18 protein-coding genes and 1 pseudogene are annotated in these 21,395 nt (G+C 63.4%); 1 reads left to right on the forward strand and 18 read right to left on the reverse strand.

What is annotated here, in order from left to right; all coding sequences use genetic code 11:
- Nucleotides 1-5 precede the first annotated feature (5 nt).
- From EN807_RS00780 to EN807_RS00830, 11 genes are all read right to left on the reverse strand, one after another.
- A complete protein-coding gene (locus tag EN807_RS00780; RefSeq protein ID WP_065005896.1) occupies nt 6-1,055 on the reverse strand; it encodes a PhoH family protein in 1,050 nt (349 codons plus the stop codon).
- 26 nt (nt 1,056-1,081) lie between these two features.
- Nucleotides 1,082-2,491 (reverse strand): tRNA (N6-isopentenyl adenosine(37)-C2)-methylthiotransferase MiaB, encoded by a 1,410-nt coding sequence (gene miaB, locus EN807_RS00785; RefSeq protein WP_135933506.1) that lies wholly within the window; start codon nt 2,489-2,491, stop codon nt 1,082-1,084.
- A gap of 111 nt (nt 2,492-2,602) precedes the next feature.
- A complete protein-coding gene (locus EN807_RS00790; RefSeq protein WP_135933507.1) occupies nt 2,603-3,403 on the reverse strand; it encodes a 1-acyl-sn-glycerol-3-phosphate acyltransferase in 801 nt (266 codons plus the stop codon).
- Nucleotides 3,404-3,433: 30 nt separating this feature from the next.
- Entirely contained in the window at nt 3,434-3,928 is a 495-nt protein-coding gene (rimI, locus tag EN807_RS00795) for a ribosomal protein S18-alanine N-acetyltransferase (protein ID WP_123146510.1), read from the reverse strand.
- Nucleotides 3,928-4,632: a tRNA (adenosine(37)-N6)-threonylcarbamoyltransferase complex dimerization subunit type 1 TsaB gene (tsaB, locus tag EN807_RS00800; protein WP_135933508.1), complete on the reverse strand. Its 705-nt coding sequence runs from the start codon at nt 4,630-4,632 to the stop codon at nt 3,928-3,930. Before tsaB ends, rimI begins: the two co-directional genes overlap by 1 nt.
- A gap of 173 nt (nt 4,633-4,805) precedes the next feature.
- Nucleotides 4,806-5,912 (reverse strand): DUF1513 domain-containing protein, encoded by a 1,107-nt coding sequence (locus tag EN807_RS00805; RefSeq protein ID WP_135933509.1) that lies wholly within the window; start codon nt 5,910-5,912, stop codon nt 4,806-4,808.
- 384 nt (nt 5,913-6,296) lie between these two features.
- Nucleotides 6,297-7,376 (reverse strand): imelysin family protein, encoded by a 1,080-nt coding sequence (locus EN807_RS00810; protein WP_135933510.1) that lies wholly within the window; start codon nt 7,374-7,376, stop codon nt 6,297-6,299.
- Entirely contained in the window at nt 7,376-8,983 is a 1,608-nt protein-coding gene (locus EN807_RS00815; RefSeq protein ID WP_135933511.1) for a di-heme oxidoredictase family protein, read from the reverse strand. The genes EN807_RS00810 and EN807_RS00815 overlap by 1 nt, the downstream gene beginning before the upstream one ends.
- Before the next feature lie 12 nt (nt 8,984-8,995).
- Nucleotides 8,996-9,481, reverse strand: a complete 486-nt coding sequence (bfr, locus tag EN807_RS00820) for a bacterioferritin (RefSeq protein ID WP_077377191.1) — start codon at nt 9,479-9,481, stop codon at nt 8,996-8,998.
- On the reverse strand, nt 9,447-9,758 hold the full coding sequence (locus EN807_RS00825; RefSeq protein ID WP_127315702.1) for a (2Fe-2S)-binding protein: 312 nt from the start codon (nt 9,756-9,758) through the stop codon (nt 9,447-9,449). The genes bfr and EN807_RS00825 overlap by 35 nt, the downstream gene beginning before the upstream one ends.
- 131 nt (nt 9,759-9,889) lie before the next feature.
- Nucleotides 9,890-11,179 carry an imelysin family protein gene (locus tag EN807_RS00830; RefSeq protein WP_189522436.1) on the reverse strand — a complete coding sequence of 430 codons (1,290 nt, stop codon included), beginning with the start codon at nt 11,177-11,179 and terminating at the stop codon, nt 9,890-9,892.
- 466 nt (nt 11,180-11,645) lie between these two features.
- On the opposite strand from EN807_RS00830, the gene EN807_RS00835 reads away from it, so the two are divergent.
- Nucleotides 11,646-12,899 (forward strand): FAD-dependent oxidoreductase, encoded by a 1,254-nt coding sequence (locus tag EN807_RS00835; RefSeq protein WP_135933512.1) that lies wholly within the window; start codon nt 11,646-11,648, stop codon nt 12,897-12,899.
- A gap of 156 nt (nt 12,900-13,055) precedes the next feature.
- On the opposite strand, the gene EN807_RS00840 is transcribed toward EN807_RS00835, so the two are convergent.
- From EN807_RS00840 to EN807_RS00870, 7 genes and pseudogenes are all read right to left on the reverse strand, one after another.
- Complete coding sequence (locus EN807_RS00840) at nt 13,056-14,333, reverse strand: 4-aminobutyrate--2-oxoglutarate transaminase (RefSeq protein WP_135933513.1); 1,278 nt, start codon at nt 14,331-14,333, stop codon at nt 13,056-13,058.
- Between the two features lie 145 nt (nt 14,334-14,478).
- Nucleotides 14,479-15,228, reverse strand: a complete 750-nt coding sequence (locus EN807_RS00845; RefSeq protein WP_135933514.1) for an ABC transporter ATP-binding protein — start codon at nt 15,226-15,228, stop codon at nt 14,479-14,481.
- Nucleotides 15,225-16,058 carry an ABC transporter ATP-binding protein gene (locus tag EN807_RS00850; RefSeq protein ID WP_135933515.1) on the reverse strand — a complete coding sequence of 278 codons (834 nt, stop codon included), beginning with the start codon at nt 16,056-16,058 and terminating at the stop codon, nt 15,225-15,227. The genes EN807_RS00845 and EN807_RS00850 overlap by 4 nt, the downstream gene beginning before the upstream one ends.
- 25 nt (nt 16,059-16,083) lie before the next feature.
- Nucleotides 16,084-17,004: a nickel transporter permease gene (gene nikC, locus EN807_RS00855; protein ID WP_127315707.1), complete on the reverse strand. Its 921-nt coding sequence runs from the start codon at nt 17,002-17,004 to the stop codon at nt 16,084-16,086.
- A complete protein-coding gene (locus tag EN807_RS00860) occupies nt 17,001-18,068 on the reverse strand; it encodes an ABC transporter permease (RefSeq protein ID WP_135933516.1) in 1,068 nt (355 codons plus the stop codon). Before EN807_RS00860 ends, nikC begins: the two co-directional genes overlap by 4 nt.
- Nucleotides 18,069-18,086: 18 nt before the next feature.
- A complete protein-coding gene (locus tag EN807_RS00865) occupies nt 18,087-19,730 on the reverse strand; it encodes an ABC transporter substrate-binding protein (protein WP_135933517.1) in 1,644 nt (547 codons plus the stop codon).
- 318 nt (nt 19,731-20,048) lie between these two features.
- Nucleotides 20,049-21,357: pseudogene (locus EN807_RS00870) on the reverse strand (lytic murein transglycosylase).
- Nucleotides 21,358-21,395 lie beyond the last annotated feature (38 nt).

A 21,395-nucleotide genomic window follows, 5' to 3' on the forward strand; every position in this document is an offset into this window, starting at 1 on the left:
CATCTTCAGCCTTCGGCGCCCAGGCCCCGGGCCAGCTTGCCGTCGCGGTCGTAGGCCTTCACGATCTCGGCGACCAGCGGATGCCTGACGACGTCGCCTTCGTTGAAGCGCACCGTCACCATGCCAGTGACGCCGTCGAGGATCCTGAGCGCCTCGACCAGACCGGATTTGGTGTTTTGCGGCAGATCGATCTGGGTCGGATCGCCGGTGACGATCATGCGAGAGTTCTCGCCGAGACGGGTCAGGAACATCTTCATCTGCATCGGCGTGGTGTTCTGCGCCTCGTCGAGGATGACGGCGGAGTGCGCCAGCGTGCGGCCGCGCATGAAGGCCAGCGGCGCGATCTCGATCACCTCGGCGGCAATCGCCCGCTCGACCTTGTCGGCCGGCATCATCTCGTAAAGCGCGTCATAGAGCGGCCGCAGATAGGGATCGACCTTCTCCTTCATGTCGCCGGGCAGGAAACCGAGCCGCTCGCCGGCCTCGACGGCCGGCCGCGACAGCACGATGCGCTCGACCATGCCACGTTCGAGCAGCATCGCCGCATGCGCCACCGCCAGGAAGGTTTTTCCCGTGCCAGCCGGGCCGATGCCGAAGACGAGTTCGGACCGCTCCAGGGCGCGCATATAGGCGTCCTGGTTGAGCGAACGGGCATAGATCGTCTTCTTACGCGTCGATATCTGGGCGGCTGACACCTTGCCCTTGCGCTCCAGCGTCGGCAGCGTCAGCTGGTCGTCGGCGGCGATCGCCATGCGCACGGCGCCGTCGACGTCCGACTGGCCGATGTCAGCGCCTTTCTGGAGAATGCCGTAGAGATTGTCCAGGGCGCGGCGCGCCTGCTCGGCGGCCGAGGCGGATCCCTTGATGGTCAGTTGGTTGCCTCGCGAGCGGATATCGACGCCAAGCTTCTGCTCAAGCCTGGCCAGATTCTCGTCGAACTGGCCATAAAGGGCGCTGGCAAGCTTGTTGTTGTCGAAAGTCAGAACGATGTGCGCCATATCCGAAGCCCCCGATGGTAGGTTCTGGGGCAGGTTCTTCACTTCCGCAGCGCTCAACCGTCTCTCCTCATCTGCCGAGACCTTCAGGCCAATTCGGCGAACAGGCTGTTGTAACCCGTCTTCGTGATTCGTACCTGGATAATCTCACCGATTTCGCCGGACTTTTCATCAACAATAACCGGCTGCAGCCACGGCGAGCGGCCGACCTTCTGGCCAGCCTGGCGGCCCGGCTTCTCGATCAGCGTGTCGATGGAGCTGCCGACCAGGCTCGCGCCGAAATCCTGCTGCTGCTTCAGCAGCAGCGCCTGCAGTCGCTGCAGGCGCGCGTCCTTGACGGCTTCCGGCACATGATCGGCCATTTCCGCGCCCGGCGTGCCAGGGCGCGGCGAATATTTGAACGAGAAGGCCGAGGCATAGTTCACTTGGCGGACAAGGTCCATCGTCGCCTCGAAATCCGCATCCGTCTCGCCGGGAAAGCCGACAATGAAGTCGCCTGAAAGCGCGATATCGCTCCGTGCGGCGCGGATCCGGTCGAGCAGCGTCAGATAATCCTTTGCCGTATGCCTGCGGTTCATCGCCTTGAGGATGCGGTCGGAGCCGGATTGCACAGGCAAATGCAGATAGGGCATCAGCGTCGGCAAGTCACGATGGGCGGCGATCAGTTCGTCGTCCATGTCGCGCGGATGGCTGGTGGTGTAGCGCAACCGCGCCAGCCCGGGAATCTCGGCCAGCCGGAACAGCAGGCGGCCAAGACACCATTCCTCGCCGTTTTCTCCCTCGCCATGCCAGGCATTGACGTTTTGGCCAAGCAGCGTCACCTCGCGCACGCCGGCTTGCGCCAGCCGCTCGGCCTCTGCGACGATCTGCGCCACCGGCCGCGACACTTCCGAGCCTCTGGTATAAGGCACGACGCAGAAGGTGCAGAACTTGTCGCAGCCCTCCTGCACGGTCAGGAACGCGGTGACGCCGCGTCTGATGATCTCGGCGCGCTTCGGCTGCGGCAGATGCTCGAACTTGTCCTCGATGGCGTAGTCGGTTTCGACGATCTTTTCGCCGCCGCGCACCCGTGCCAGCACGTCGGGAAGCCGATGATAGGTCTGCGGGCCGATGACCAGATCGACGACCGGCGAGCGGCGGATGATCTCGGCCCCCTCCGCCTGCGCCACGCAGCCGGCGACACCGATTAGCATCTCGCTGCCGGCCTGAGCCCGTTCGGCCTTCATCTCACGAATGCGGCCGAGTTCGGAATAGACCTTTTCGGCCGCCTTCTCGCGGATATGGCAGGTGTTGAGCAGCACCAGATCAGCCTCGCCGATGGCATCCGTCGCCACATAACCATCGGCGGCCAGCGCGTCGGTCATCCGCTGCGAATCGTAGACGTTCATCTGGCAGCCATAGGTCTTGACGAAGACCTTCCTGCTCGCGGCAGATGGTACGACCGCACTTTCGGCCGCACTTTCGATGTCGTCCCGTTCTAGCGTATTCAGTTCCATCCGGCGGCTTCTAACGTCTTTTCCAGACAAAAAACAGACGATTCTGCTCTACAGCGCCGCGTATCCTCTTGGACGCACAAAGAACGACGGAGTACGTGAGCCTGTTCCGGCTTACCGGCTCGGGCGCGGATCTGCGAGCGCCGCCTGCACCATATCACGCACCTGACTTTCCATCAGCCTTGCCGTTTCCTTGCGGTTGGAGCCCCTGGAAAAAGCGACCGGCTTGCCAAAATGGACTTCGACATCGAGCCCGCCCTCTGCCATCAGAACCTTTAGATGCGGCATCAAATCCTCGTCACCGATCCAGGCGGCAATCGGACGGTGCCTGCGGCCGAGCGGCACGCCATGCAGGCGCGTATAGACGATCGCCACCGGCTGGATGAAGACCTTTTCGGCCGCCCCTTCCGAAATCGCCATCGAGGCGGCGCCGAACAGCGTGCTCTTGAACGGCAGGATCATGTTGCCGTCGCTGGTCGAACCTTCGGCAAACAGCACCATGGCGTCGCCCTTGGCCATGCGGTTGGCGATCTCGCTCGCCTGGTCGCCCGACGAACGCTTGCGCTCGCGCTCGATGAAGACGGTACGCTGCAGCTTCGACAACATGCCTATCAACGGCCAGCCGGCCATGTCGGCCCTGGCGATGAACGTCACGTCGGCCATCGACCCCAGCACCATGATGTCGGTCCAGGAGATGTGATTCGACGCAACCAATAACGGGCGTTGGCTGGACAGCGACCCCTTGACATGGATGCGCATGCCCAGCGCCCGGATGATGAGCCGGTGCCAGATCTTCAGGATGAAAGTCTCGCGCCAGAGCCCGGTCTTCATCGACAGGATCTGCAACGGCACGAGAATCAACGAGCCGACGACAACGAGGCCCAGCGCCAGGAAAATCCTGATTTTTCCGATCATTTCGTACGCTCTGGCAATTTTGAATCTGCGCTAGCGAAGATCGCGGCGCATGACAAGCGCGCCGGTCGGGCCATGCTCGGGCGACCTGTAATAGTTGGCACGCTTGCCGACCTCGCGGAATCCCAGCCGCCGGTAGAGCGCGATCGCGGCGACGTTGGTCTCGTCGACCTCGAGGAAAAGCGCCTCGGCGCGTTGCGCGTGCAGTTCGCGCAGAACGGCATCCATCAATTGCCAGCCGAGCCCCTGGCGGCGATGGGAGCGCGCCACCGCGACAGTCAGGATCTCGCCTTCACCGGCAGCCAGGCGCGCCAGGACGAAGCCGACCGGCGGCTTGGCACCCTGTCCGGTCTCGCGCGCGGCATAGCCGAACACCGTGTCCTGCTCGAGCAGTGCGGCGAATTCGTCATCGGTCCACGGCCGAACGAAATCCTCGCGATGCAGCACCGACATGGCCGCGCTGTCGGCAATCGTCAGCGGCTCGAGCGCAAAGTCCCTGCGGCGCGGCTGGAGGAAAGGAATGCGCATCAGTTTTTCTTCCCGGCTTTCTTCCTGGACAGGATAAAGCCGGCCTGCGGCTTGGCGTCGGCGCCGCGCAGATAGAGCGGTTTCGGCTTTTCGCCTTCAGCCTTTTTGCCGGCACCTTGGGCGGCAGCCAGCCGGGCATAGACGGCGATCTCGGCAGTGGCGCTTGTCGAGCCGATGTCGAAGGTGCGGCCCGCGGACGCGGCGACCTGCGTTGCCGCCGTGCCGGCAAGAACCGGAGAACCGTCAACCACCATGGCGACGGCTTGCGAAAGCGTGGTCACCGCCGGACCATAGCGCAGAACCGGCCCCTCGTCGTAAAATGCCGCGTGGATTTCCTCGCGTCCGGCGTCGAGTGCCGCCAACACGGCGCGGCCGGGGAATGCCGCTTCCGCCTCCGTCGCCAGGGCTTCCAGCGTCGTCACCCCGATCGCCGGGATTTTCAGCGCCAGCGCCAGTCCGCGCGCTGCCGACACGCCAACGCGCAGGCCGGTGAAGGAGCCCGGGCCGGTGGAGACAGCGATGGCGCCGAGGCCGGCATAATCGGTTCCGGCCGCCTTCAACGCCTCCTCGATCACTGCCATCAGATGCTCGGCATGGCCCTTGCCGAGATCGAGCACCGAACGGCCAAGCTCTTTGCCGGCCGCAGTGTCGTAGACGCAAGCGGCGCAAAGATTGGCGGCACAGTCGATGGCAAGCAATTTCATAAGGCGGCCGGTTGGAGCACCCGCTTGGGCACAAGGGTTCTAAAGATAATTTTCCTGTGCCTGCCATGGCTCATCGCCGCAAGGAAATAATGCATAAATCGTTGGCGGCTTCGCTTCGGCCTCGTCTGAACGCGGTAATTCCAGCGAACGTAACGTCAGGGAACCGGAAGCACTTATCCGGCCTCCTCGATGCGCAGCATGTGATTATCCCAGACATAGTCCGGCTCCGACCGCGTCGCGCCCCTTGCTTCGATGATTTCGCCGGCGCCCGTCGTAGCTATAAAGCTCGCCCCGTCGGGCGCCACGCCGCAGACCTCGACCAATGCGTTGGTGGCAACGATCCGGCCGCTGGCCGTATCGATCACGGCAAGCGAGTTGCCCTCCGGCGAGGACACGGCGACGGTGCCGGCGGCGGGGTTGGCGGCGACCGAGCCGATGTAGTTCCTGAAGCCGGAAAGCACGTCCTGCGGCATGTCGAGCAGTTGCAGATCCTTGCCGCGCGCGGCGCGGCCGACCAGCAGCGGACGATCGGTGCCCGGCCCCCGGTACTGGCAGCCGAACCAGACCGTGCCGGATCGGTCGATATCCATGTGACGGATCGACAGCTGGTGCAGCGCCGGCGGCAGTTCATGCTTTTCGACGAGGTCGCCGGCGAGGCGGTCGACCAGTACATAGGATGGCTTCATCGTCGCGATGTTGAGCTCGGCGCGGCCGAAATCCGGATGCGTCTCGATGCCGCCATTGGCGACGGCAATCGTCCTGCCGTCGCCTAGCAGCAGAAGCTCGTGCGAGCCCATGCCGTAGGTCGGGAACTCACCGATGCGCTTGAATTTCGCACGCGCGTCGTAGACGCCGACCACGCCGGCGGCATTGTCGAAGTCATTCTCGGTGGCGTAAAGCAACGCACCGTCGGTCGAAAACACGCCGTGGCCGAAGAAATGCCGTCCACTGACGCTGGCAATGGTCAGTGGCTCGTCGCGGCCTGTGTGGTCGAAGACCACGGCGAAGGTGCCGGGCTGCCTTGCGAAGACCACGGAGCGTTTCGACACCGGATCGAAGGTGACGTCGTGACCGCGGGCGGGCAGGTCGATAGCGTGCAGGACCATGCCGGCCTCGGACAGGATCGCCGCGCCATAGCTGCCGTCGCGCTTGATGAAAGCGGTGGCGAAGACGGCGTCGGCGGCAAGCGTCTTTGCCCATGCGGACGGCGCCATCGCCGAGGCAAAACTTGCGCCGGCAGCGCGCAGGAAATCGCGGCGATCGAACAAAGGAGTTTTCAAAAGACGGTCCTCTTGTGGATCATCGCAGGCGTTCGGGATTGGCCGAAGCCTCCCCAACTTCGTCATCCTTGGGCGAAGCAGGAGCGAAGCTCCGTCGCGGAGACCCAAGGATCCATGCCGTAATCTCAGCCGAAGAGTACGGCGAAGCAGAACCCTGCACCGAAGCAACGCTCTGAGGTCACGGCATGGATCCTGGGGTCTGCGCCGCGTCGCTACGCTCCTTGCTCCGCCCCAGGATGACGAAGCGATGGGCGTTTCAGCCAATCTCGAGAGCATGCGATCCCGTCCACGCCATCCGATAAGTCCGCTCCCTTTCGAGTATCATGCTCAGTTTCTTTGCCGCATGATCTTATCCAAAAAGTCGGCAACTTTTTGGGATCATGCTTAGTCTCCGTCCAGCGACGAGAAGCCAGCGGTCAGGCCGAATTCGGCTGTCAGCCTGGTGCCGATCAGGGTCGACAGGCTGGATGTCACCAGCGAGAAATGGTCGAGCCTATCACGCAGCGCCGGGTCGGCGAGTGCCTTGTCGATCGGACCTCTGATGGCCGTGGCGTCGGCGGCCCCGTTGACGAGCTGGATGTGGATCGAATCTGCCATCCAGCGCGCGTCGGGCGACAGCGCTTCGCCAAGCTGCGACGCCTGGAACAGCGCGTCCATGCCCGAAAGATTGCCGGTCAACGAGCGCGCGGTGTTTTGCGAGCGCCAGTAGATCGCCTGTTTCGGCTTGTCGGCTTGCGGATTGCCGCCCAAAAAGCCCTTTAGGCGCACGTCGCGGACCATTTCCAGCTCGTTGATGAAGACGCCGACCAGTTCGGTCACCGCTTCGGTGCCGTCGCGGTAGAGCGCGTTTTGCGGGCCCGGATTGGCCCAAAGTGCGGCAAAACCGTCGGGCTTGTTCCAGGCGTCGCTGACCTCGGCGGCAATCGTTTCGATGTTGCCAGCGACGGCCGCGCCGTAAGCACAGCGATAGGGATCGTCCTTACCGGCGAGCCGCTCGGCGCTATCGCCGTAAAGCACGAACTCCAGCGCGCCGAGCCCTTGCATTGCGACGCTCTTTGTCGCCAGCTGGGCTGGATCGGCGGCGGTGCGATCTTTATTGGCCAGCGCCGCCTGGACCTGCCTCAGGCCGATGCTCTTGCGGTCCGGCCAGAACAGCATGCGCTCCAGCCGGTTGTTCTGCGTGATCGGTCCGATGCGGATGATCTCGACGACCGACCAGGCATCCACGGTACCGGAGAATTCGGCGCGCGCCGCATCGAGATGGTCCTGCGAAGGCGCGTCGCAAAGCCTGCGCATCGCCTTGGTCAGGCTGTCCGCATGCTCATGCAGCCGTGCATAGGCCGGGCGGACAAAGCCGTCGATGGCCTGCTGGATCACATCGGAGGCCTTTGCCGCCGCGGATGCCGGCAACGCGCCGGCGAGGACCAGCGGGAGAACCAGGACAAGCGCGAGACGCTTCGACATCAGAACGACTCCAGGAACTTGACCAACGCGTCGCGATCGGCCGCATCGGCGGCGGCAAAGCGGTCGCGCGCCTTCTGCCCCTCGCCGCCATGCCACAGGATCGCCTCGGCCAGGGTGCGCGCGCGCCCGTCATGCAGGAAGAAGCTGTTGCCGTTGACGGTCTGGGTAAGTCCGCTGCCCCACAGCGGCGGCGTGCGCCATTCGCTGCCGGTAGCCTCGCCCACCGCTTGCCCATCGGCGAGACCTGGCCCCATGTCATGCAGCAGAAAATCGGAATAGGGCCAGATAAGCTGGAAGGCCTGCGCCTTGTTGGGCGTGCCGCGGCGGGTGACGAATTTCGGCGTATGGCAGGAAATGCAGCCCATGTCGTAGAACAGCTTCTTGCCGGCCAGCACATCGGGCTCGTCGAGATCGCGCCGCGCCGGCACGGCGAGGTTTTGCGAATAGAAGGTGACGAGGTCCATGACCGGCGGCGGCGCCTCGACCGGGCCGAGGCGCTCCTGCACGCCGTTGGGCATGGCAAGGCAGGTCTTTTCGGCCGCGGTGCAATCGCCCCAGTGGTTTGGCACTTCCAGCGTCGAAATGCCGATGTCACCGGCGAATGCGTCCGCCGCTTGCTGGCGGATCGACGGCGTCTGCGCCTTCCAGCCGAAGCGGCCGAGCGTCAGTTCGCCGCTCTGGCCATCGCGCACGATGTTGGGCTTGCCGGAGATGCCGTCACTGTTCCGATCGTCCGGATCGGCATGGGCGAGAATGTCCGCCGGTGCGATCTGCTCGACCAGGCCGAGGCCGATCATCGGCGGCGTCATGCGCGGCGAAAGCGTCGTGTGCGGATCGAGCGGCCCGTTGGCAAGATCATCGACCGAATAGCTCGGCTTGCGCAGCCAAACCACGGTACCGTCCGGCAGCGTGACTTTCTGCTCCTGATAGTCGACACGCATCCGGCCTTCGCCCCGAAGACCCGGCACGGCCAGGCCCTGCAATTGCGAGCCGTAGACCGGATCTGGGAAGTTGAGCACCTTGCGGGCGGCCAGCGCTGCTTTCTCCTCATCGGTGCTCGCCTGCCGCGCCAGCCGCAGGAACATCGAGGTGGTACCGCTGTCGCCTTCCGGCGGACGACCGCGACCGTCCTTCAGATGGCAATTCTGGCACGCCCGCTCGTTGAACAGCGGCCCAAGCCCGTCCGACGCCTGCGTCGACGAGGGCGACGAAACCCAGTTCTTGCGGAAAAGGGCATTGCCGAGCTTGAAGGTGCCTTCTTCCTCGAAGGTGATATTGGCGGAAGATTGCGAGAAAGCGTCCTTGTTGGCATCTTTCCGTGACGTGCCGGCGCCGCCCTGCATCGGCTCGAACTGCTCGGGCCTGGAAAAATCCTTGGTCGGCCTGGTGATGGCGATGACGCGCGCCAGATCCTTCGGCGTCAGATCGGTACGACTGGTGGCGAGGCCCGCTGGTTCGGACGCGCCGGCCAGCGCCGAGGCCGTCAGCGCGACCACCACGGCAAACGAAAGCCCGCGAAGCCAACTGTATCGCGGTTTTTGCTGGGACGGCAGGCCGCAACCCTCGGCCCGCCGCAAGCGGCGCAAGAAACCTAAGGGGCGCCGCATTCCCGCATGTCCCTAATCCGCCTCGTCGGCCGATGCGGCGTTGAGCTGGCCATATTTTTCCTCGCCGATCGAGGCGAGCAGGTCGAGTTGCGTCTCGAGGAAGTCGATGTGACCTTCCTCGTCGGACAGCAGATCCTCGAACAGCTTCATCGTCACGTAGTCGCCTGCTTCTTCGCAAATCTCGCGCGAACGCTTGTAGGCGGTGCGCGCGTCATATTCGCCGGCGAGATCGGATTCGAGCACTTCCTTGACATTCTGGCCGATGCGCAGCGGCGCTACCGACTGCAGGTTCGGATGACCTTCAAGGAAGATGATGCGGGCCACGAGCCGGTCGGCATGGTGCATCTCCTCGATCGATTCCGCGCGTTCCTTCTTCGCCAGCTTGGCGTAGCCCCAGTCTTCCAGCAGCCGGAAATGCACCCAGTACTGATTGACCGCTCCAAGTTCCAGAAATAGAGCCTCGTTAAGCCGCTCTATAATCTGTTGTTCGCCTTTCATGGGTTCTGCTCCCGTATTGGACGCGCAGGCCTCTGACGCGATCCAGGTGTGAAACGACATCCACGCCGCTCGCCTCCGAGCGGGCGTGGTAATTTTCGGTTACCCGAATGATCGTTTCGACCACATTTGGGAAGCAGCCGCAACAGCGACCACGCTTCTGCATGGCATGATAGATCTTCGCCGGCACGATAAGTTGCCAGGGATCCTGATCCAGCAGCCCGACGATCGTCTGCTCAATCTCCTTCTCGGTGATGATGTTGCAATGGCAGATCAGCATTATTTGCTCTGTATGGCTGACGGCGCGTGCTCGGCGCCGTTTGGCTTATTTTCTCAATCGAACGGAAAACCGATTTCCACTTTTCTTTACGCGGACCTTCGATTCGGGATCGTGCTCGAGGCGCTTGCGCCTTACTGGAACACCTTGTCTGGCGCATCGAGGCTATCCGAACCCTCGAAGGCGATGGCATTGAGTTTCAGGGTGCCGACGGCGCGTTCGATCGACTTGGTCTGGTCGACCAGCGCGTCGATCGCCGCTTGCACGGTGGCGTTGCCTTCCGTGTTGCCTTCGCCGATCTGCTGGTCATAAGCCTCGCCGCCAAGCGCCCGCGCCTTGATGGCTTCCATCTTGGCGACGGTGACATCGAGCTTGTCCGCCAGTTCCTTGTCGATCGCCGGATCGGCCTCCTTGACCATGTCGGATACCGAGGGGCCTTCGACGATGGTGCCGTCGAGACGCGTATAGCTGCCACGATAGGCGGTGCGAACGCCGACGGCATCGTAGAGATGGGAGTCGTAGGTATTGTCGGAGAAGCAGTCATGCTCCTCTTCCGGATCGTGCAGCAGCAGGCCGAGCTTCATGCGCTCGCCGGCGAGTTCGCCATAAGACAGCGAGCCCATGCCGGTGAGGATGGTCGAGATGCCGGTTTTCGGCTCGCCATCGACAAGGTTCTTGCGGGCGGCGCCGCCATCCTTCCACTCGTTGACCATGTCCTGCAGATCGGAAACCAGAAGGTCGCTGGCCGACTTCAGGTACTGCGCGCGCCGATCGCAATTGCCGCCGGTGCAGTTGGCAACGTCATAGTCCGTGTAGGGCCGTTCGCCGGAGCCCGGACCGGTGCCGTGCAAGTCCTGGCCCCACAGCAGGAATTCGATGGCGTGGTAGCCGGTCGCCACATTGGCCTCGATGCCGCCGGCTTCCTGCAACGTGCCGGAGAGGAACTCCGGAGTAAGATTGGTGGCGTCGATCTTCTTGCCGTCGACCTCAATCGACTTGTTGGCGATCACATTGGCGGTGTAGAGCGCATTCGCATCCGACTCGGTGCCGTAGCCGGCGGCGACATAGTCGATCAGGCCTTCGTCCAGCGGCCAGGCGTTCACCTTGCCTTCCCAGTCGTCGACGATGGCGTTGCCGAAGCGGTAGACTTCGGTCTGCTGATAGGGAACACGCGACGCCTTCCAGGCCTCGCGGGCGGCAGTCAGCGTTTCCACCGAAGGCTTGGCAAGCAGCGCGTCGACGGCCTTGTCGAGCGCCTGCGCCGTCGTCAGCGAATCCTCATATTTGGCGAGCGCAATGTCGGAATAGGTCTTGATGACAGCCTTGGCATCGGTTTCCGCCTTGGCCGGCAGCACGAATATCGCCGCCGTCAATGCCGCCGTGGCGCCGATCGCGGCGAGCCTGCCATATCGTGCCGTGATCATCGCTCTCATGATTGTCATCTCCTCGGAATTCAGTGAAATGCCGGCATCAAAGGCGCGTCGGCAGGGAATCGGCACCAAGGCAGGTCCATGCCATTGGCCGAGAAACAGGCCGCGGCATAGCGCGGTTTGCGGAAGAAAGACATCGAAATGCCTCCAATCGAAAGGGTTCAAGGCCCAGACATCAAAGGGATGCGCTTGACACGCAAGCATCCATAAAGCGATGAAGGCGGCGGAAGTCAACCAATTTCAGAGAGAAAAGCCAATCGAAACAACAGTTTAGAATTATTCTAAACTGGAAGTGTCAACTTTAGCCGCATTTTACCTTGTCGTCATTAACAGCACTATTGATGGACGCCATTCCGGGTGCGACCCGCAAAGGTGGTCTTGCGGCGGGGTCAGACAATTGCCACTTGGCGAGACGTCCTAGACTTGGACGAGAATTGGGGATGAGGAAATTGGGGCTGCGATGAAAAACGGTGTGGTCATTGTCGGTGCGGGTCATGCGGGCGTGCAAGCGGCCGCCAGCCTGCGCGACGACGGTTACGACGGACCCGTGATCCTCGTCGGCGACGAGAACGAACTGCCCTATCACAAGCCGCCGCTGTCGAAGACCTTCATCAAGGATCAAGAGGCCAAACCGCAGCCGCTGCGCGGCGAGGCCTTTTATACCGGCAGTACCATCGACTACCGGCCGGGCATCAGGGTCGACCGCATCGATGCCGGCGGACGCAGGCTGGAGCTATCAGGTGGCGGCGTGCTGCCTTTCGACCGACTGATCCTGGCGACCGGTTCGCGGCCGCGCATCCTGCCGCTGCCGGGTTCGGAGCTTTCAGGCGTGGTGTCGCTGCGCTCGCTCGCCGACGCGCGGCTGATCCGCGCGTTGAGCGCGCAGAGCGAGGATGTCGTCATCCTCGGCGGCGGCTTCATCGGACTGGAGATCGCCGCGACGCTCAAAGCAGCCGGCCGCAAGGTCACCGTGGTCGAGGCGGTCGACCGGCTGCTCGGCCGGGCGGTAGCGCCGGTCATCGCGAGGCACGTGCGGCAACGGCTGGAAGCGACCGGTGTGCGCATCCTCACCGGCACCACGATTGCGCGGCTTGAAGGCGAACACGGCCATGTCGCGGCGGCGATCACCACATCAGGTGAGCGGCTGCCGGCGCAAATGGTCATCACCGGCATCGGCGTCGTGCCGAATGTCGAACTGGCGCAAGCCGCAGGAATCGCCATCGCCAACGGCATCCGCGTCGACCAGCAGATGCGCACGTCGGTGCCCGAAATCCTCGCCATCGGCGATGCCGCCTCCTACCGGCACTGGCTCACCGGCGGCGACGTGCGGCTGGAATCGGTGCAGAATGCGACCGACCAGGCGCGTCTTGCCGCGCGCACCATCGTCGGCCATGCGGACGCCTTTGCGGCGGTGCCATGGTTCTGGTCCGATATCGGCGACATGAAGCTGCAGATGGTCGGCCTGATTTCGGGCGGCGACAGCCATGTCGTGCTGGGCGACGTCAACGAGAACAGATTCTCCATTTATCACTACGCCGGAAATCGGCTGCTCGGCATCGAATCGGTCAACCGGCCGGGCGACCATATGCTTGGCCGCAAGATGCTCGGCGCCGGCTTCTCGCCGACGCCGCAGACCGTTGCGACGGGGCCGGACGGACTGAAGGCGGCGCTCGCCGCCTTCCAGCAGGTAGAGCCTGTCCGCGCCGCTGAATAGGATATGGTGTTATTTAGGTGATGCCGGCCTGCGAACGGTGGTTTCCTACGCTTCCGGTACTCACGGACCCAAATGTCCGCTCCGTTCCGGTTCTCGGAACCCACCATTCTCGGCTCGGCCTGACCTGAATCTCAACACATCCCAAGAAGGCGAGGGTCAGGCGGCGCGGACCTCGCGGATCGAGCTTTCCAGGACATCGAGCGCTTCGTTCATGATGCCGTCCTGGATGGTGATCGGCGCCAGGAAACGGATGACGTTGCCGTAGACGCCGCAGGTGAGCAGGATCAGGCCCTTGTCGAGCGCCTTGAGCCGGACGGCATTGGCGATCTCGGCCGACGGCAAGCCTTTCTTTACGTCGTTGAACTCGACCGCGTTCATGAAGCCGGGACCTCGGATATCGACGATCTCCGGCGCGTCGTCGCGGATCGATTGCAGCCGCTGCTTCAGCCGCGCGCCCAGCGCGTTGGCGCGGTCGCAGAGCTTTTCCTCGTCGATGATGTCGAGCACCGCATGTGCCGCGGCGACGCCGATCGGGCTGCCGCCATAGGTGCCGCCAAGCCCGCCGGGGTTCGGCGCATCCATGATCTCGGCGCGGCCGGTGACCGCCGACAGCGGAAAGCCGCCGGCCAGGCTCTTGGCCATGGTGGTGATATCGGGCGCCACCTCGTGATGATCCATGGCGAACATCTTTCCGGTGCGGGCAAAGCCGGTCTGCACCTCATCGGCGATCAACAGCATGCCGTGCTGGTCGCAGATCTTGCGCAGTGCCGTCATGAAGTCGCGCGGCGCCTCGTAGAAGCCGCCCTCGCCCTGCACCGGCTCGACGATGATGGCGGCGACGCGGGCCGGATCGACATCGGCCTTGAACAGCCGGTCGAGCGCGGCCAGTGAATCGGCGACCGAGATGCCGTGCAGCGCCACCGGGAACGGCGCGTGGAAAACATCGGCCGGCATGGCGCCGAAGCCGACCTTGTAGGGCACGACCTTGCCGGTCAGCGCCATGCCCATGAAGGTGCGGCCGTGGAAGCCGCCGGCAAAGGCGATGACCGCCGGCCGGCCGGTGGCGTTACGGGCGATCTTGATGGCGTTCTCCACCGCCTCGGCGCCGGTGGTGACGAAGATCGTCTTCTTGTCGAACTTGCCCGGCAGCATGCCGTTCAGCCGTTCGGCCAGCCTGACATAGCTCTCATAGGGCACCACCTGGTGGCAGGTGTGGGTGAAGCGGTCGAGCTGCGCCTTGACCGCTTCTATCACCTTGGGATGGCGATGGCCGGTGTTGACGACGGCGATGCCGGACGAGAAGTCGATGTAGCGGCGGCCTTCGACATCCCAGATTTCCGAGTTCTCGGCGCGGTCGGCATAGATCTGCGTGGTCATGCCGACGCCGCGCGAGATCGACTGGTTCTTGCGTTCGGAAATGGCTGAGTTCTTCATGATGTCCTTCGCCGGGCCAGCGCCCGTTCTCGTTGATGGTGGCTCAGATGTCTTCTGGCGTTATTTCATATATTCCTCAAGTTGGCACCAGCACCGGGTCATTGGGCCTGCCGTCACCATCGGGCAAGTGCAAAGTTTGAGCTGCTCAAGCCGTCCGCACGAACCCATCGCTGGCCCTCAGCAGGTTGCGCGTGTAATCCTCGGTCACGCGGCGCTCGACGAGGTCGTCCGCTGTGAGGTGCTCGACCGCCTCGCCGTTCTGCATCACCATTAGCCGCTCGCACATATGGGTGATGATGGCGAGGTCGTGGCTGACCATCAGGAAGGTCAGCTTGCGCCGCCGCCGGATCTCCTCCAAGAGGTTCAGCACTTCGGCCTGCACCGAAGCGTCGAGCGCCGAGGTCGGCTCGTCAAGCAGCAGGATTGACGGTTCGAGGATCAAGGCGCGGGCGATTGCCACGCGCTGGCGCTGGCCGCCCGACAATTGATGCGAATAGCGGAAGCGGAAGCCGGTGCCGAGCCCGACTTCGTCCAGCGCCCGCTGGATGCGCTTTTCGCCATCGGCAAAGCCGTGGATGGCGAGCGGCTCCTGCAGCAGGCGGTCGACGGTCTGGCGAGGATGCAGCGAGCCATAGGGGTCCTGGAAGACCATTTGCACTTCGCGATAAAAAGCCTTGTCGCGGCGCGCGCCGAGCGTCTTGCCGTTGACGGCGATGGTGCCCGAAGCGGCCGGAGCGAGGCCGGCTATTGCTCTGAGCAGCGTCGATTTGCCGGAGCCGGATTCGCCGACCAGGCCGAAGGATTCGCCGGATTGCACCTCGAGGCTGACGCCCTTCAGCGCACGAAACCGGTCGAAGACCACCTCCAGCCTGTCGACGGAGAGCGCCGCCGTCATGCCGCCCACTCCGGCTTGCGGTCGAGCACCGGCAGCGGGTGACGGTCGGCGCCGATCTTGGGCATGCAGTTGAGCAGGCCGCGCGTATAGGGATGTTGGGCGCGGCCGAGTTCCGACGCTGTCAGTTGCTCGACCACCTTGCCGGCATACATGACAATCACCCGGTCGCAGAATGACGAGACCAGGCGCAGGTCGTGCGAGATGAAGATCAGCCCCATGCCGCGCTCCCTGACCAGCCTGTCGAGAATGCCGAGCACGTCGAGTTGCACGGTGACGTCGAGCGCCGAAGTCGGCTCGTCGGCAATCATCATTTCCGGCCCGGCGATCAGCATCATGGCGATCATGGCGCGCTGGCCCATGCCGCCCGAAACCTCGTGCGGATGCAGGTCGAAGACACGGGAGGGATCGCGGATCTGCACCGCCTCCAGCATGGCGAGCGCGCGGTCGCGGGCTTCGGCCTTGTCGACCTTCTCATGCGTGCGCAGCGTCTCGACGATCTGGCGGCCGATGCTCATCACCGGGTCGAGCGAGTATTTCGGATCCTGCAGGATCATGGCGATGCGCTTGCCGCGCAGCGCCCGGCGATCGCGGGGCGGGGCCGCGAGCAGATCGATGCCGTCGAAGGCGAGTTTGTTGGCAGTGACCTCGGCCTGCGGCGGGGTCAGGGCCATGATGGCGCGGCCGGTCTGCGACTTGCCGGAACCGCTCTCGCCGACGATGCCGAGCCGTTCGCGGCCAAGCGAGAAGGAGACGCCGCGCACCGCCTCGATCAGGCCGGTACGCGTCGGAAAGGTGACGCGCAGATCGTCGACCTCCAGCAGGGTGCTCATTGGGTCGCCGCTCATTGGCCGCCGCTCATTGGTCACCACTCCGGGGGTCGAGCGCGTCGCGCAAGCCGTCACCGAGCAGGTTGAAGCCGAGGCTAACGATGAGGATGGCAAAACCCGGTGCACCGGCCACCCACCACTGGTCGAGCACGAAGCGGCGGCCCGACGCGATCATCGCGCCCCATTCCGGCAATGGCGGTTGCGCGCCGAGGCCGAGGAAGCCGAGGCCGGCCGCGGTCAGGATGATACCGGCCATGTCGAGCGTCACCCTGATGATCAGCGAGGATATGCAGAGCGGCATGATGTGGCGAAGCACGATGCGGAACGGCGAAGCACCCATCAGCTGCACCGCCTTGATGTAATCCGAATTGCGCACCGTCAGCGTTTCGGCGCGCGCGATGCGGGCGTAGGGCGGCCATGAGGTGACGGCGATGGCGAGCACCGCATTCTCGATGCCGGGGCCAAGTGCCGCGACGAAGGCCAGCGCCAGGATCAGTTTCGGAAACGCCAGAAAGATGTCGGTGATGCGCATCAGGACCGCATCGATCCAGCCGCCGGCATAGCCGGCGACCGTGCCGACCAGCAGGCCGATAGGGGCGGCGATGATGGCGACGAGAATGACGACGTAGAGCGTCCATCGCGAACCGAAGATGATGCGCGAAAGAATGTCGCGACCGAGGTCGTCGGTACCGAACCAATGCTCGGCGCTCGGTGCCAGCAGGCGCGAACCCTTGAGATCGCCGAATGTCGGCGAATAGGGCGCCAGCACATCGGCAAATGCTGCGACGATCAGCAGGGCAAGGATAATGAGCAGACCGATAAATGCCAGCCGATTAGCGGAAAAGCGCCGCCACGCCACATAGGCGCGGCCAAGCCTGGCCTGCATGCGCGACGCCGGCCGCTCGCTGAGCAACCAGTCGCGACGGCTTTGTATCGCTTCTGCAGTCATCTCACTTTGGTCCTCGGATCGAGCACCCGGTAGAGCAGGTCGGACAGAAGGTTGATGCCGATGAAGACCGAGCCGATGACGATGGTGCCGCCGAGCACGGCGTTCATGTCGGCATTCTGCAGGGAATTGGTGATGTAGAGACCGATGCCGGGCCAGGAGAACACCGTTTCAGTCAGCACCGAGCCTTCGAGCAGGCCGGCATAGGAAAGCGCAATCACGGTGACCATCGGCACCGCTGCGTTGCGCAGCGCGTGGCCCCAGATGATGCGCGTTTCCGACAGGCCCTTGGCGCGCGCCCCCACAATATACTCCTGTGCAAGCTCGTTCAGCATGAACGACCGCGTCATGCGGCTGATATAGGCGAGCGAGAAATAGCCAAGCAGCGAGGCCGGCAGAATGATGTGGCGGAAGGCATCACCAAATACATCCCACCGTCGCAGCCACAGCGCATCCAAGAGATAAAAGCCGGTGATCGGCGTGAAGGTATATTCATAGACGATGTCGAGGCGGCCGGGAAAAGCCACCCATTGCAGCCTGGCGTAGAACAGCACAAGCGCCAGCAGCCCCAGCCAGAAGATCGGCACAGAGTAGCCGACCAGGCCGATGATGCGGACGATCTGGTCGATGATGCTGCCGCGCCGGACCGCGGCCAGCACGCCGAGCGGCACACCGAGGAATGCACCGATCAGCGTCCCCAGCGTCGCCAGTTCGATCGTAGCGGGAAAGGCGCGGCGGATGTCGGTCATGACAGGATTGGTGGTCAGCACCGACGTGCCGAAATTACCGTTCAGGGCATTCTTCACATAGATGTAGAACTGCTCGATCAGCGGCAGGTCGAGACCCATTTCGCGGCGGGTGCGCTCGACGACATTGGCCGGCGCCCGGTCGCCGAGCACCGCCAGCACCGGGTCGATCGGGATGACCCGCCCGATGAAGAAGGTCACCGCGAGAAGACCGAGATAGGTGGTTATCGCGATGACCAGGAAGCGGGCGATCGCCGACGCGACAGCGACAGCACGGGCGCTGCCGCGCCCTGCCGTCGCTTCGCTTTCAACAGTGCTCATGCGGCAAGTCCGCCGATATCACTCCTTGGAGATCTGGCCGACGAAGTTGGTGTCGAAGCTCGGGCCGAGCGCAAAGCCTTTGAGGTTCTTGCGCAGGCCGGCCACTTCCAGCTGCTGGTGGATGATGATGAAAGGACTGGTTTCGAGGACCTTCTTCTGCAGATCCTGGTACATTGCGGCGCGCTTGGCCGCATCCTTCTCGAGCAGAGCCGCCTCGGTTTCTTTGTTCAATTCCGGGATGTCCCAGGCGTTGCGCCAGGCCAGGGTCTTGGTCTTGCCTTCATCCGAATTGTCGGGGTTGCTGGCGAAGGTCTGGGCATTGGAGTTCGGATCGAAATAATCCTGGCCCCACTGGCCGATATAGATGTCGTGGTTACGGGCGCGGTATTTGGTCAGCGTCTGCTTGCCGTCGCCGGGAATGATCTCCAGCTTGATGCCGGCCTGTCCCAGCGTCTGCTGAAACGATTCCGCCATGCCGGTCACTGGCTGGGTGCTGCGTACGTCCATGGTAACGCTGAAGCCGTCGGCGAGGCCGGCCTTGGCGAGCAGTTCCTTGGCTTTGGCGACGTCGAACGTGAACGGATTCTCGTCCAGCTCGCCGAGCACGCCTTTCGGCAGGAAGGTCTGGTGGATCTCGCCGATGCCCTTGAGGATGGTCGAGCTCAAGGCATCGTAGTCGACGAGATATTTGAAGGCCTGGCGAACCTCAGGCTTGGCGAGGTTCGGGTTCTTCTGGTTAAGGCTGATGTAAAAGACCGTGCCCTTCGGTGCGCTGGTGGTGGTGAGATTGGCGTTCTTGGCGATGGCGTCGAGGTCGTTCGGCTCGAGATTGCGGGCAACGTCGATGTCGCCGGCCTCGAGCGCCAGGCGCTGACCCGAGCTTTCCTTCATGTTGCGATAGATGACGCGGGCAAGTTTGGCCTTTTCGCCGTGATAATTGTCGTTGCGCTCCATCACGACGACCTCATTCGCCCGCCATTCGCGCAGCTTGAAGGCGCCGGAGCCGGCATAGCCGGTCTTCAGCCAGGCGTTGCCGAAATCGTTGTCGTATTTGTAATCGTCGCTGGGCGTCACCGCCGCGACATGCTCCTTGACCAGCTTGGCGTCGACGACCGAGGCGACGGTTGCCGACAGACAGTTCAAGACGAAGCTCGGCGCATAGGCCTTGTCGACGGTGAACTGGAACGTCGTGTCATCGATGGCCTTCGCCTTCTCAGTGACGTTGTCGCCGTTGATGCCGAACTGCCCGATGATAAAGGCCGGGCTCTTGTCGAGCTTGATGGCGCGCTCGAACGAATAGGCGACGTCCGCCGCCGTGATCGGGTTGCCCGAGGCAAATTTCAGGCCGGGCTTGAGCTTGAAAGTGTAGGTCAGGCCGTCGTCGGAGACGCTCCAGCTTTCGGCGAGATCGCCCTTGACCTTGGAGGTATCGCTGAGATCGAGGCGGACAAGAAGATCGTAGGTGTTGCCGGTGACCTCGGCGGTCGACAGCTCGAACGCCTCGCCCGGATCCATGGAGATGATGTCGTCGATGGCGAAACCCTCGACCAGCGTGTCGGCGGGCGTGACCGCAAAGGCCGGCGCGCCGGCCAGAAGCAGCGCTGACATGGCTGCGCCCGCGAGCAAGAAGCGGGAGCGTAGAGCAAACTTTTCCATCATCATTTTGATTGTTCCCTGTTTTGCTGACCTGAGTTCCCGGCCCAGGCTTGTGGCGTTCTCTTGCCACATCGGCCCGAAAATCGGAATCGATTTTCGAAAAGCACGATGTGTAGTTCAAAGTCCTAGAGCGTCCTTTGCGCGTCCAACGGACGCGCGGCGCTCTAACCGAACGGTGTCCCCTGAACCGGTTGTCTTGGCAACTTTTATCCAGTTCCGCCTCACCATATCCGGCGGTTTCAAGCGCGGCAACGAGCATTTGCAAAGCTGTTGGTTGGACCGATCAGCCAGCCGCCACCGCCGGGAACGACACCCCGGGGTGAGCTACTTCAATGCGGTGACCAGGTCGGCATCGGGAAAACAGGTGGCGGCTCGACTGTTCCTGGCCTGCCACTTACCGATCGAGCGGCGGGTCTTGAAGCCGGGCAGGCCGTCGGCACTGCCGACATCATAGCCCTCGGCCTCCAGGGCCCGCTGCAGGGTGGCGATGTCCGACCTGTGGAGCCCGCCGACCGCGCCCCAGCGCCCTGAAAAATTGCTGTCGCCATGGGCGATGCGGTCGGCGCCGTGGCCGATGAACAGGGCATACAGATCGCTGGTGTTGTATTGCTTCAGCACGTAGAAATTGGGCGTGACGATGAAGGCCGGACCGCTGCGCCCAGCCGGCATCAAAAGAAAGCCTTCGGCCTTCAACTCGCGCGCCGGAAACGGTCCTGCCGCGACGCGCTTGATGCCCATATCAGCCCACTCGGAAATCCTCTTGCCCTGGTCCGGACCTTCGAGCGAGCAGGAGACCGCTTCCGGCACCGTCACCTCGAAGCCCCAACCGCGGCCTTTTACCCAACCATAAATGGACGAGATAGTTGGCGATCGAGGCCAGCGTGTCCGGCACCGAATTCCAGATGTCGACGCGACCGTCGCCATCGAAATCGACGGCGTGGTTCAGGAACGAAGTCGGCATGAACTGCGGCTGGCCGAGTGCGCCTGCCCAGGACGATTTCATCGCGCCGACCGGGGCCAACCCACGCTCGACGATCTCGAGCGCCGCCATAAGCTCGGTGCGAAAGAAGTCCTTCCTGGTCGCCATGAACGCCTTGGTGCCCAGCACTTCGAAAGCGTCGTAAGGCATTTTCGCCGCGCCGAAGCCGCTCTCGCGGCCCCAGATCGCGAGCAGCACCTCGCCCGGCACGCCGTAGCGCTTCTCGATCGCGGCAATGGTCCTGGCGTTGGCCGCCTTGCGCGTGCGGCCACCGGCGGTCACGGCGCGAACCGTCTTTTCGGCGAAATAGGCGCCGGGCGAACCGAACTCCGCCTGATGCTGCTTCTGCGGCGTCGTCGCCTTTTTGCCCGGCATAATCAGGTCGGGCAGTTTCCGGTTCGGTTTGACGCCGTCAAAGGCGGCGTCGAAAGTTTTTCTGGAGATGCCTTTGGCACTGGCCTCGGGCCAGAGAACGCCTTGCAGCCAGGCGCGGAACTGGTCGTCGATTTTTGCTGCGGAAGCAGGGGTGGCGAGGAAGAGGCCAAGTAGGGCTGCAAGAAAAAGAGGCACTCTGGCGAGGTTGCGTTTCTTCCAACCCCCCTCTGTCCTGCCGGACTGTCCGGCAGGACAGAGGGGGGTGGGACGGAGTGCCATCGCTTCAGGAAAACTGTCCGTCACAGATCACCCCAATT

It is taken from the genome of Mesorhizobium sp. M5C.F.Ca.ET.164.01.1.1 (assembly GCF_004792125.1).
GTDB classification, from domain to species: Bacteria; Pseudomonadota; Alphaproteobacteria; order Rhizobiales; family Rhizobiaceae; genus Mesorhizobium; species Mesorhizobium wenxiniae.